This is a genomic window from Falsihalocynthiibacter sp. S25ZX9 (genome assembly GCF_041205405.1).
Lineage (GTDB): Bacteria > Pseudomonadota > Alphaproteobacteria > Rhodobacterales > Rhodobacteraceae > Falsihalocynthiibacter > Falsihalocynthiibacter arcticus.
Genome location: NZ_JBGFCD010000008.1, coordinates 196,126 through 208,813, shown reverse-complemented (window position 1 = coordinate 208,813; position 12,688 = coordinate 196,126). Strand labels below are relative to the sequence as shown.

Here is a 12,688-nt window from a genome sequence, read left to right as displayed (position 1 = left end):
ACATTCGGGCCGGAAACAGCAAATCGCTCAGTTTAGTTGAGACCTCGGTGAGGGCCGAATTGGCGCGGCTCTCACGCAAACCACCTCAAGATTAAAAAATATGCCGGTAACACGTCAAAACTTCCCTGGCAGTAACCCGAACAATAAGCCGTAATCGCTCGAGCCCGGCAACTTGTAGAACTATGTCTAACGTTAGCTTCGTCCCGTAGTGCGGAGTGGAAACAAACGCAGCGAACGGTGGGTCTGAGCCCAATAAACATGATGCTGAATTCTGCAGGAATGTCGGCTTCGTTGCCCGTGACCATGAAAGTGACAAGTGAAAACGCTGTTTTGCCAAGGGATTGTGGCCTAAAGTCGCTTTGCGATTTCAGTGACCTTTTAAACTTGGACAAAAACGACGACCGCTTTTTCCGGACAGGTATTGATCCTAGGCTGCTGTCCGTAACGCGGACCAAGTTGTCGCTCAGCCCGAAGATCGTTGATTGCGGCGAGCAAGTGATCTGTCTCAGCTGTAAATGTGTCCCCCAAGGTATTTCATGCCGTTGTCACAAGCAAAAGTCACGACGCGTTTTTCCCGATCCAAGTTCGACTGCGAGGTCTATTGCTGCGCAAACATTCAGGCCAGTCGAACCACCTCCGAAGATACCCTCCTCGCGGGCAAGGCGACGACACATCTCGACTCCCTTGTTTTGATCCACAGTTCGCACATCACTCAAGACGGATCTGTCAAGAAAAGGAGGCTCGGGAAAAACAGCAATGCCTTCGAACCTGTGTCCGCCCGACATTCCCGTAGTTAAAAGTGGTGACTGCGACGGTTCTAGGGAAATGACTTTTGGTTTGGCTCCAAGCTCATGCATTCCGTCAAGCGTTCCCATCATAGCAGCACCTGTTCCGACTGCGGCACATAAAACGTCGAAGTCCCCTTCAAGCGAACGGGTGATTTCCTGCCCCATCGGCATATAGCCCCGTCGAACATCAGGAGAGCCAAATTGATCTGCATAGTAGTGGGATGGTTGCACCGCCAGTGCGAGTGCACGTTGTTTCATACGCTCCGCGAGCTCGTGCGTGATATTGCCATCAACGCTTTTTTCAACCAGAACCCGCGCGCCGAAAGCTTCCATCGCCTACTGTTTTGAATGAGAAAACGCATCCGAAAATAAAGCAATGAACTTCAAGCCCAGCATTCCGCATACGAATGCCAGAGCCGTTCCGGTGCTTCCTCCTGAGAATTCGACAACCGTATCGCTCGGCTTGACGTCACCTCTCGCTAGGGCCGCGGACAGCATCGAAACCGCCATCCTATCTTTTAAGACCCGGTCGCTTTTCCGGCTTTAGCGTTGACCGAATCAAAATCTCTGCGACCAGCAGATTAAACACCCATGCGAAGATCATCAGCCCGTCGCGCAGGGGGCCCATCGCTTCGGAGCCGACAGCAATGATCCAGGTGATGCCCACGACAGTTTGGGTCGACGCACCTTGAGCGATAGCATAAGCCCGCACCATCGACGCGCTATGTTGAAAAATATTGCGGGATCTGATTGCAATCACGGCCCAGATGATGAGTCCGATCATTGACGTGCCCAAGACCATCCGCACCCAATAAAGTGTGGCCCCCTGAAGCGCTTTGGGAAAGTCATAAAAATGCGTCATCCAAACAGCTGTGAGGGCGGAAACACATCCCGCCACCGCAATCACTCGGCCGATTGCGCGATGCGCCGCCGGACGTTGGCGTCGCAGGCTTGGTATGAACTGTAAGGCCCCAAGAACGCAGAAGATAATGCTGCTGAGGATGTGGAGTGTGATAGGGAGTGGAGCAAGCAATGCCCGTGTGTTAGCTGGTGCGATTTGTGGCCCGCCTGCAAGCTCAAGAACCCGTATCAACCCGCCAATGACCGGAATGAACGAATAGACAAAGATTACGCCAAGGGCGACCCATTCGGATTTTCCTAAGCGAAGTTTGGAGGCTTTTAGATTTGAAGTAATCATTGTGGCCGCCGCGCCCAAAAGGCCGTGCTTGCGACGCCAGCACAGGAGCCGAGGTGAACCGGCTGGTGTCCGACATCGACAAGCTGACAATCTTGCAGCCACGCAACGCCCTGTTGTTCTGTGATCGCCCATGTGCGCCACCTGAGTTGGACAAGTGCGCCGAAAAGTGAGGGGCGCGTCATGCAAACGAACACCATCCCGGCTGGTTTTAGAACGCGGATCATCTCTTTGAGCGCGCGTTGTGGATCCGGCAGATGTTCAAGGACATGCGCGGCCATAACCACGTCAAAAGACTGATCATCATATGGCAATGACAGAACATCAGCTTGCTTAAAGTGCGCGCGCAACCCGGCGTGCTGCATCGTGGAGCTGGCCTGCGCCAGCATCTCGGCAGAGGTATCAATTCCATGGTATTCGACCGGACCCGTCAGGATACTATCGAGAGCAATCGACAGGCTTCCATTCCCGATCCCGCAATCGAGGATCCGCGCCTGTGGCCCAACCTGCTTAAGAACTGTTGCGACCCGAGAGGTTAAAAGAGGTGCTTGATACGCGGCTTCCAGTTGAAAGCGACGGGCCGTTCGCTCCCAATTACCCGAGACCGCGTCGTACCGGCTGGCAAGGTCCGCAGGGGAGAGCGGCCGCCTATTAATGAGGACTTCCCAAGAGCCAATGCGACGAGAGGTCATGGGGATTGCCTTTTCCACCGCAGGGGGGAGCGAAGGCCTGAGGCTTTTGTTTTCTGGCTGCGTCATATCTTTTGCCTGCCTAAAGTTGGTCGATGGCAAAATATAGAATGCGGATTACAGATACGTAATTGCGTATCGTTCTTGGTTTGGTATACGTAAATGATGGAGTGGAAACGATCAGCTTTCGACTGGAATCAGGCAAGGGCATTTCTTGTGACCGCTGAGGAAGGGTCGCTATCCGCGGCCGCGCGTGCGCTTGGGCTGACACAACCAACGTTGAGCCGCCAGGTCGCGGGCCTCGAAGAAGCGCTTGGAGTGACACTCTTTGAACGAACATCGCGCGCGCTTTTGCTGACGCAATCAGGCGTAGAGTTGCTTGCGCATTTTCGGACGATGGGCGATGCAGCAAACAGCATATCCGTTGTCGCAACGGGCCAATCCCAAGCGGTGACCGGACATGTGTTGATTTCTGCCACAAACCTGATGGCGACGCATTTTCTGCCGCCCGTCCTTAAAAATCTGCGCAAAACCGCGCCAGACCTTCAGATCGAGATTATCGCATCAAATGAGTTGAGCGATTTGCGGCGGCGTGAAGCTGACATAGCAATCCGTCATAGTCGACCCAAAGACGAGACCCTGTTTGCAAAGCGGCTTCGGGATACGACGGCACATCTTTTCGCTTCAAAACAATACCTTGACGAAGTTGGACGCCCAAAGACGCTCGCGGATCTTGAAGGGCTGAAGTTTGTCGGTTTCGACCAGCCTGAACTGCGGCTTGGCTTGATGGCGTCACGTGGGCTGAACCTAACGACCGCAAATTTCAATTTTTCCACCTCGAGTGCAACACTTGCCCTCGAACTTGTCCGGCAAGGCTTTGGGATTGGCATTCTTCCAATCGAGATCGGCGAGGTTTATCCGGAGCTCGAAAACCCATACTTGGCGTTTGAGCCAATCAGCATTGAGACCTGGTTGGTGGCCCACCGAGAGCTTAAAACAAATCTGCGTATCCGCTTGGTTTTCGATCTTTTAGCAAAAGGCATTGGAACGAAAAATTAGAACGCATCCCTCGTGTTGGGGGCTTGGCAGGACCTGTGCGATATTTTAAACTTGTTATCCTTAGAATGTGCAATCGCATGGAAGTCCGCTGCATACATCAGACTCGGTGTCGGTGGTCAGAGTTTTTGGGTCCAAGGGCGGCGTAAACGAAGAGAGAGTTTGGCTCATCCAATTGGTTGTATTATGCGGGCGGAGGATGTCACCGATACGCTAGACTTGGCGCTACAGGCGTCAGGGTGCGATCAAGTTCACGTCGCTCATAAACCGCGACTGCTCCGCTCCGACGTCTTTCAGGTCACGGGCATCGCGGCGCAAACCCTACATCTCGTCCGTGTTCGCGGCCGGCGCCGCTTCTTGCCAGCTTCCATGAAGTCCTTGGACCATTTGTAGTAAATGCCTTTGAAGCACTCTTCTCCTTATACGGGGCGTGTTTGGAATATTGTTTCAAACACAACAATGAGCCAATCAGTTTTTGGTCTTGCTTTCCATTGGTTCAAGTAAAGTGGCACACTGAGCTGCTTTGATAAATTGCTCGTGCCACCCCTCATTTGGCGATCACTCCGTCCGATTAAAACGAAACGCGCAAATCTGTAATCGTCCGACGAAAGGTAACCCGGCAAATGTCTACGAGATCATCCGCGACGGGGACGTGATCTCATTCAGAAGCATGTCGAGCAACGTGTGAGCCGCTACACGACCGGAATTCCCATGGTAGGGTGCAAAAAAATACGCCCTTTCATCGGCATACTGAGACATCTGACGTTCCCATATCGTATCGTCCGCGAGAATTTTCGGGATATCAAACCGCTTATCAGCATCGATGTTGAGCACCCAATCGCGAATTTTCAGATCCAGAGAGTCTTCGCCCATAAGCTTGCTCTGCGCAGCGTCTTCGATATTCAGTAGGAGAAGCTTTTTCCCAGTGTAGATTGCGCCAAAGGGGGATCCGCCATAATCCGCCAAAACATAATCGGTCACATAGAACATTTGCACGTTGTTGATATAGCGATCAGATAACAATGGTATGCCGTTTTTCCGCAGAATTTCCATGCTCTTGGCATCGGCGTACATTCCAGGATGCAGTTTCACTAAAAGATTATAGTCATCCTTTAGTTTTGCGACGGCGTCGGAATAGGTAGCCACAGAAGACAGCGTCGACCATGTTGGAAGCCACGTCACGACCGGTTTTTTCGGGTCGCATCCTAGATCTTGCAAAATCTTGTCACGGTTCAGCGAATTGTCGAAGTAGGAATCAAATCGCGGATAACCGATCTGTTTTGTTTGAATTTTCGGATATTTCGCTAACATTTCAGCGTGATACGGCCCCCAACACAAGACGGTATGATACATCTTGTTCCACTCTCGGAAATTCCAGCCGGCCTTGCCGAGCGCATACATCAGGCGCACATGGGTGTGTGCAAGATCGACCAGCTTTGGTCTATTCTGGTCCTTAAAAATAAACGGATGATGGCTGACCATGACGGCAAACTTCATTCCGGTCTCATAGGCACGCTTTGGCGAGATGGCTTGGTAGCCATGCTTGCGCGCGAAAGCAATGATGGGGTCTTTTTCCTCTGCCACGTCCCACGACCCAAGAACGCAAGTCGACTCTCGGGGCATATTCAGCAAGATGCCTTTGTAATGATTGAGCATTTCAAGATCGCGGACGGCGAGAGCGACCCGTGGCACGAAGTGCGTAATTGCGCGCTGCCCTTTTACAGGGGCCACTACAGTTTGATCAATTTTTTGCCGAAACAGAGTGTTTCTGAGACGGGCTAGATCACGTTTCGCCCGACCTCCTATTCTATAAATTAATGACTTAGGTGGCACTTTTAACCTCGCCGGATTTGACATGTTCAATCGCTATGTTTTTAAGCACCGGGTGAATAACATAGAAGGTCTGCCCCTCAGTGTCATCTTGCTCAACAGTTTTCAGGTTCCCATCGGATGCCGCGTAGTTTTTGAGAACCTTCACCAGTAAATCTGCCCTGATCGCGCTGTCGTAAATATAGTCAATATCGATTTCGCGGGTGGGCGGAGCGTAATGTTCCTTCGCGACAATGTCGCCGGTGTCAATGTCGGGGCTTAAGTAGATTGCCGACACGCCGCACCGATTTTCGGCGAGAAGGCTATAGTAACACGTTGTGCTCCCGCGATACTCTGGCAAATACCCCGAATGCAGGTGCAGGAACTTCCAGTTCTTACACAAGTCGCCGGGCACCAATTCGCCTCCAAATCCTGAATAAATAACAAGTTTTGGTTGAAGTTCTGTTAGGCGGTCCCTGATGCTTTGGTCCGAAATACTTTGCGCGCTAAGGTCTTGTACTGTTGTGCCGAACTTTTCGCATACTTCTCTAAGTGGCACGCCGAGCGCGGGGGTGAAAACACCCTTGATTTCAGGAGAGCGCGCGAGTTGTTCGGCCTGTCCAAGCCTAGCTTTGGAACCCATTCCAAAAAGGAGGGTGGCTTGGGGTTTTAAACCCGAGTTGACCATCGCCTGTGCATACGCACTTGATCTGGCAGTGTCTGCTGCCAGAAACACAACTCCTTGCAATGTCATGAGACCCTCACCGATAGTACCAAAAAATGTCATCACTCGCGCCAATTTTCTCGCGCAGTATCAGAATATTATAGGTGTAGCTGTTTGGATTGGCAATGTATCCAATTATGGTATCTTGGCGGTTGAAAACCTATCATGTGCGACGGGCTCAACCTGAGGTACACATTTTTAAGTCCACTGGCGCAATTCCACCTATGGGGAAACGTCCGCGGTAAACACTGTACGTGCTCTACCTGCCTGAGTGTCACATAAGTCGCGACGCAGAGATGGTTCGGAATGTTAGAGCAAGGTCGGCTTTCTAAGGGAAAGCCATGCCGAAACCCCAAGCTTGGAGGATTAAATTACCCCGCCAACTTAGCCGTAATACCTTCTTCGTTTTGAATAAGGCCAGCCAAGCGGCGCTGTAGATCAGTCGAAAGTTGGCTTCGAACCGAGCAAAGGGTGTCGATGACCTTCAATAACGCGTTTAGCTTTGGCAATTTTCCGTCAGCTTGGAACGAGATCACTAGAACTTCGGCAAAGCGCACGTAAAGGTCAAGATCTTCGCGTTTGGTGCGATCGATGGCGCGAAAATTTTCGTCATACGCGCGGTGTAAATACTTTGTCGTTTCGAACTTGTGAACAAGCCGGTCGAGCCAAAAACCAGCTTTGCCGGATTGATCGGACTTTTGCAGCTCTGCCATGAGTTGCTCAAGAAGGTCTGCGGTCACAACCGCGCCATTCTCTGGAAGCTGCGACGTGCTTGTTACGGGGAATCCGGATGGCTGGGCTGCTGGTGGCGGCAATTCCGCCAAAACCGCGTCACGGGACGCGCGCCACGCTTGCACCATCGGTGCGCCGACCGCAGGTGTATAAAAGTAAGTATTGCGGTCGGTAAGGCGGTTGCCTTCGGCGTAAGGGTAGCCCAAATGACTCATAGTTTAACACCATTTGCCGCGAGGATTTGCCGTGCCACAGCGTCGACATCAAGGCCCGGTTTGGAATTGTCGATGATCAGATCGGCGGTCTCGGGCCGTGGAAACGGAATATCAACGCCAACCACATGGGTGCGTTCCCCGCGCAACGCCTTTGCATAGATATCCTTAATATCCCGCCGCACCAACTCGTCCATCGGAACGTCTAAAAAGACCTCGAAATACTTCGAAAACTCCCGACGATTGTCTTCGCGCAAATCGGGGAAAATCGACAGGATCGAACACACCACATTGATGTTCTGCCGATCCAGCCAACGGCAAAGCCGAAAAATTCGCTCTGCGTTGCGCCGCCGTCCAGAAAGCTCATGTGAATCCGGCTGAATATTCTCGCGCATGATGTCGCGGATTTCGTCGCCGTCGACAAGCACGGTATTGGGGGCCGCATGTGCCCACAGTTCGTGCACACGCCGCGCCACCGTTGTTTTGCCCGCGCCAGACAGGCCAATCACCCAGATTACCATTGACTACTCCTTGAAAGTCTACGGGCCAAAAGCCGCATATTTAGGTTAGGTTTATGCCTCAAGAGTGAGTTGACCTTCGTCAACGATCTCGTGGGCCACGCGCAAATCAGACGTGCTGTCGACCTCGCACCAACCACCAGAAATCGCCGCGCCATGGATTGTATGACCCGCATTAATCAGACGCATCAGAAGCGACGTCATATCCATTTTGGGACGCTCTTCCTCCGTTGTCACCGACAAAATAGCGTCGATTGTCTGACTTGAAAACCGCAGCAGTCCCATATACTGCCCTTCGATCTCAGCGAGAGAGTTTGTTTTGCCGCCGATCTCGGTGAGGATGTTGTCGTTTGAGATCCGGAATGTTTCGGCATCCGAAAGCGGGTCCTCAAAGCGGCGGTTCCACTGCGTGAGCCAGTCTTTGTCATAGGCCAAGGCGGTATCGCCCGGTGCCGCCATAAGTTTTTTCACGATGGAGGGCGCATAAACGATGTCCGAATAGCTAATGATCACGGGCCCGTCAATTTCTGCGGCCGCGCAGATCAGGCTGCTCACCATGTTGGTGTTTGCCCAATCATCGTTCGGGATGGTTCGATCGGCGTAGGGCGCAAACTGCTCGCCGCGATATCCCGTGACGATGACGATGTCGTCGATACCGGCGCTGCGCAACGCGTCGATTTGCCATGCAACCAAGGGCTTAGACGCAAGTTCCACCAACCCTTTGGGTCGGTCATTGGTCATTTCGCGCATCCGACTGCCACGTCCTGCTGCTAGAATAATTGCTTTCTTTGTCATGTTGTCACCACGCTCATAGTTTAGATTTCGTTCGGCTGGATCGTTCCAGTCAACGCTCTTTTGATCAGGTCCAGAAAGCACCGTCCGTAAATAGCTTCCTTATGACGGTAAAATCAAATGCAGGCGATCCGCCGTCCCGCTCGGGGTGCCATTGGATCGCGAGCACTGGTTTTGAGCGGTGCGCAAACCCTTCGACGCAATCGCCAGCCGTCGCAAAAACCTCAAACTCGGGTGCCACGCCGCCGGACAGCAACGCCCCCTGATTGTGGTAGCTGTTCACGGTCAATTCGCCGCCACCGGCAATCTCGCGAAAGGGGGCGGTGCTAATTTCAATGTCATGACGCACAGCGGTGTGCGACTGACCTGTCGCATCAGAAACCGAGGTTTCGATTTCGCCACCCGTCAATTTATGGATGACCTGTAGTCCGCGACAAACCCCAAGCAGAGGCAAATTCGTTTTGAGCGCATGCTCGTATAAGTGTGTTTCGGTCGCGTCGCGCTCAGGGGCGTCGCCCCAGTCATTTCCGTTCGACAAGATTATGCCGTGTGGCCGAACCGCGGCGAGCCATGCGCTGACATCCGGTAGATTGTTAGGGACGGGCACCAGCACGGCCTCGGGAAAGTGCTCGCCGAAGGCCCGAATCCAGTCGTGACCAAGCGCATCGCGCCGATCAGGATAGGACGGATTTTCCAAAACCCGCTGTGTTATTGCAATTATCATCTGATACGATTGGTGGTGGTTTTAAGGGTACCTTGGGCACAATTCAGTTCCACCATACTACTGGCCAAAACCTGTTCAAATAACTGCTCGCCGGCGCCGATTGTCGCTGGAATTCGAAACTCTGCGCACCGGATTGCCATATGGGAATTTGCGCCGCCGAACTTGGTGATAAGGCCAAGGATATTACGGGTGAATATCCAGTCAAAACCGGGGTCGGCGCTCTCTATGACGACGATTTTACCATCGATTTTGTCGTCCACTTCGTTCCCAGTCAAATGAACGATCTCACCCTCCACTGACTTCGATGTTATGAAGTTTGGGCGGCTGATCAACAGGGGAACGATGTGAAAATCACTGACCTCTTTGATGAGATAGGGCAGGTGGAGCCCCATGGTGACTTGATAATCCTTCATGTTGGTTTCGGCCGTGCTGCGCAGATACTCTTCGGTAGAGCGGCCCTTGTTCATCGAATTGACGTCGAGGATTGTTTGGATCGGGATGAAGGAAAGCTCGTCCCTGCTCAGGCCATTCCGCTGCCCCCATGCCGCGATACCTTCGAGCGCGTCAGAAAGGTTTCGCGTGAACACAAACTTGGAATATTCACGGGCTTCTGTTGCCTTGCCAATATAGTCAAACAACGTATCGACATTCGTGCCGTACCCAAAATCATCCAGCAACGACTGGATTTTCGCTTTCTTGTCATCAGAAAGCACAAACCCGACTTCCAGCCCCTCTGGATCACTGGTTTCGACCACAGGCGCGTTGCGCATCCGCTCGATCAATTCAGGACGGCTATCATAGCGCATCGACTGAATGTCGTAGGCGCCGGGCCGCAAATGGCCATAGCGATTGAGGAAAATACCAAGATCAAGTTTGCCGTCCGAGAGCTTGCGCATATCGCTAACAAGGTCGCCGGCAACGGTATTGACCGTCCCCATGAAGGCATCCATATCCGCTTGCGTAAGCACATCCAAACTGACCAGCGATTTCAGGAACGACTGGGCAATAAATCCGTGCCGTGCCAGAATAGAGAACGGCACTGTGCCCAGATCAACGCAGTCTTCTAGGAGCGCGGCAACCGACGAAAGATCGATTTGACCGTGGTAACCCGCGCGTTCATCGCATTTGCGCGACAGCGTTTCAATTTTTCCAAGTTCACTTTCAATCGATGCGATTTGCGACGTTATCAAGGAATGGGTCAGGCGTTGCAGGCATTCCTTGAAAATATCGCGTTCCCCATCATCGAGAAGACCAGCGCACTGCTCCTCAAATCGCTTATCAAAATCAAAAGAAAGCGTGGTGATCGCAACGTCGAACTCGACCTTATCGTGCAACTGCGGATTGTCGGACAGGCGTTGTACCCAACCATCAACGAGCTTGTGACCGATCGCGGGAGGGAGGTCTGCGGGCAGGTAGGAATGGAAGCTCAGACGCGCATCAATATACGGCTGTCCACCGAACATATACATCAATGGGGAGCCTTGCGGTTCGGCATAGCCCATTTGTTTGCGCGCCAAACGCCATGTTCTATCCGTAATCAGGCGCTGGTAAAGTGACACCGCGAGGGGCCGTGGTCGTGAGCCGATCATTTCGACGGGGTTCCAGTCGGGCATCTGCCCGAAGAGAGACCGACTGCCGTAGACACCGCTCAGCGGCTGAAACCTCGTTGCCGCAAACGCTGACATGCTTTTGATGGCATCGCGGATGCGCAGCGCCATGCCACGGTTCCAGTTTGCTTGGGTTGTGATCTTGCGCACTTGGAACAGAAAGACGCGGTTGTCTTTGTCGACTGCGAATTCGATATCGAGCGCATCAATCTCTGTGACCGCTTCGATTTCAGCCACCGCATCCAGAACGGCCCTAAAACGTGGAGAATTCAGTGTGTGTTGCGAATTGCGATGTACGAAGAGCGTGCGACCGTTCTGTTCGCCCGACGTAACACTGTCTGTTCGTCCTGAAACGTCATCATAGTTAATGACGTAATAGGGGGCACCAGTATTGAGGTCTTGGGTAAAGACCACGCCGCTCATCGAAACATTGTTGACGTAGACTTGAATGAGAACTTGGTGATTGCGCTCACAGAGTTCCAAGCCTCCCGGATAGCTCTCGATAATAGTATCAATCGCCTGAGAGAGGCTCTCTGTGTCGCCGCCGTTAATATCTAGGAGGGACTCAAACTCGCCAGCCATTGTCGATTCATTGCTATCTTCACCCTGCGCAGAAGAGCGAACCGCAACTTTTTTGTGCTTGAAACGACGTGTCAGAGTGTCAATCACACTCTCGTTATTATTGACCCACTCCTCAACCGAAATAAAGCTAAAGTCTGGGATGATCGACTGCTCAAGAGATGGTCCAAGTCCCTGCAGCGTTTCGGCTTTTGTACCGAACCCAAAACGTCCGACCTCAGTAATTCTTGTCATTCTTGGCGGCTCCTCAACTTACGCATGTCACTTTGTTAGGTACGTGTTTACTTCACTTATTCTGATTCAAGTTCGCGACGGCACCGTTAAAGAATCTGTTTTTATAGCTAAAGAAGTAGATTGTCGGTTTCAAGGTGATACGTGCGAGCGACGTTTATCCCAGCCAGACACGCTCAAATATAGTCCTGTACGGGCCCAATGAAAAATAAACGGGGTGCTTGGTCTGAGGGTTTTATGATTTCGGTGAGGAATACTGTGAGAAGCAATGCCAGAACACATGGGAATATCCGCGCACATTAGAGATCTGGGCATAACCAAAGCTCCAGCTTAATTCGGGTTTTATGCTGTGGATCGCCCGATTAAACTGGGGCGGTTCAGTAACGGGATTTGGTCTCATTCAAGCGTCAAGATTGCTCTGGAACATTCAAATAACCTCGGTATTGAGCGGCACGTTTTCGCTGGTACCCCGAAAAATTTGCTCGTCTCCATCCTTATGGCAAGGAAATATTTTCGTATTAATCTGAGATCGTTAATCTAAATTTACGTCTGTTTGTAAAACTGCGCCCCTAGCGGCCTGAACTGCGTCGAAAATTTAACGGATATAGGCCTGACTCACCTTATTTAAGGCAGATTCAGTTGGCAGGGACCACGTGGCACGAACCGATCAATTACGCTAAGAGGGACCGGAATTAGGGTTCTAGGGCTATATCACGAATAGCGATTTCCTCAACAATCTCTGGCAGGTGGTTTTTCGTGCGGAAGCTGCTCGGATTGGTTCAATTCTCAAAAATACTATCCTTGTATTACTCAATACTCCGGTGCCAATCTCTTGTGGAAATGGCGTTTACTTGAGGTCGCCCAAAAGACTAGATGAGGGCGTGGCGACAGGTATTTATCTTATAAATTCAAAGCGGTATGCATAAGCCAATTAAAGAAATCCCCTATGCTCAATGACTTGAAAAATGGGCTTCAGGGGGGATAATATCCCGTGTCGCAAGGCTTGGGGGAAACGCCTCCAGAAGTAAATGG

General features: G+C 51.9%; 10 protein-coding genes and 1 pseudogene. 1 reads left to right on the top strand and 10 read right to left on the bottom strand.

Features of this window, described 5'->3' with window-relative positions:
• Positions 1–545 precede the first annotated feature (545 nt).
• The 3 genes and pseudogenes from AB9F29_RS11290 to AB9F29_RS11280 all read right to left on the bottom strand — a co-directional run bounded on the left by AB9F29_RS11290 (position 546) and on the right by AB9F29_RS11280 (position 2,675).
• Positions 546–1,286, bottom strand: a pseudogene (locus tag AB9F29_RS11290) (PLP-dependent cysteine synthase family protein).
• Positions 1,287–1,299: 13 nt separating this feature from the next.
• Positions 1,300–1,986 (bottom strand): DUF2306 domain-containing protein, encoded by a 687-nt coding sequence (locus AB9F29_RS11285; RefSeq protein ID WP_335584418.1) that lies wholly within the window; start codon positions 1,984–1,986, stop codon positions 1,300–1,302.
• Entirely contained in the window at positions 1,983–2,675 is a 693-nt protein-coding gene (locus AB9F29_RS11280) for a class I SAM-dependent methyltransferase (protein ID WP_369755754.1), read from the bottom strand. The genes AB9F29_RS11285 and AB9F29_RS11280 overlap by 4 nt, the downstream gene beginning before the upstream one ends.
• A 159-nt stretch (positions 2,676–2,834) precedes the next feature.
• Between AB9F29_RS11280 and AB9F29_RS11275 the strand changes: the two genes are divergently transcribed.
• Positions 2,835–3,731 carry a LysR family transcriptional regulator gene (locus AB9F29_RS11275; protein ID WP_369755753.1) on the top strand — a complete coding sequence of 299 codons (897 nt, stop codon included), beginning with the start codon at positions 2,835–2,837 and terminating at the stop codon, positions 3,729–3,731.
• 624 nt (positions 3,732–4,355) lie between these two features.
• Here the strand turns inward: AB9F29_RS11275 and AB9F29_RS11270 are convergent.
• The 7 genes from AB9F29_RS11270 to AB9F29_RS11240 all read right to left on the bottom strand — a co-directional run bounded on the left by AB9F29_RS11270 (position 4,356) and on the right by AB9F29_RS11240 (position 11,659).
• Positions 4,356–5,459 (bottom strand): CDP-glycerol glycerophosphotransferase family protein, encoded by a 1,104-nt coding sequence (locus AB9F29_RS11270; RefSeq protein WP_369755752.1) that lies wholly within the window; start codon positions 5,457–5,459, stop codon positions 4,356–4,358.
• A 91-nt stretch (positions 5,460–5,550) separates the two neighbouring features.
• Complete coding sequence (locus tag AB9F29_RS11265) at positions 5,551–6,324, bottom strand: formyltransferase family protein (protein ID WP_369755751.1); 774 nt, start codon at positions 6,322–6,324, stop codon at positions 5,551–5,553.
• A 308-nt stretch (positions 6,325–6,632) separates the two neighbouring features.
• Positions 6,633–7,208 carry a hypothetical protein gene (locus AB9F29_RS11260; protein WP_369755750.1) on the bottom strand — a complete coding sequence of 192 codons (576 nt, stop codon included), beginning with the start codon at positions 7,206–7,208 and terminating at the stop codon, positions 6,633–6,635.
• Positions 7,205–7,726, bottom strand: coding sequence for an adenylyl-sulfate kinase (locus AB9F29_RS11255; RefSeq protein WP_335584423.1), 522 nt, complete (start codon positions 7,724–7,726; stop codon positions 7,205–7,207). The genes AB9F29_RS11260 and AB9F29_RS11255 overlap by 4 nt, the downstream gene beginning before the upstream one ends.
• A gap of 51 nt (positions 7,727–7,777) precedes the next feature.
• Positions 7,778–8,518 (bottom strand): NTP transferase domain-containing protein, encoded by a 741-nt coding sequence (locus tag AB9F29_RS11250; protein WP_369755749.1) that lies wholly within the window; start codon positions 8,516–8,518, stop codon positions 7,778–7,780.
• 64 nt (positions 8,519–8,582) lie between these two features.
• Positions 8,583–9,239: a gamma-glutamyl-gamma-aminobutyrate hydrolase family protein gene (locus tag AB9F29_RS11245; protein WP_369755748.1), complete on the bottom strand. Its 657-nt coding sequence runs from the start codon at positions 9,237–9,239 to the stop codon at positions 8,583–8,585.
• Complete coding sequence (locus tag AB9F29_RS11240; RefSeq protein ID WP_369755747.1) at positions 9,236–11,659, bottom strand: PEP/pyruvate-binding domain-containing protein; 2,424 nt, start codon at positions 11,657–11,659, stop codon at positions 9,236–9,238. Before AB9F29_RS11240 ends, AB9F29_RS11245 begins: the two co-directional genes overlap by 4 nt.
• Between the last annotated feature and the right edge of the window lie 1,029 nt (positions 11,660–12,688).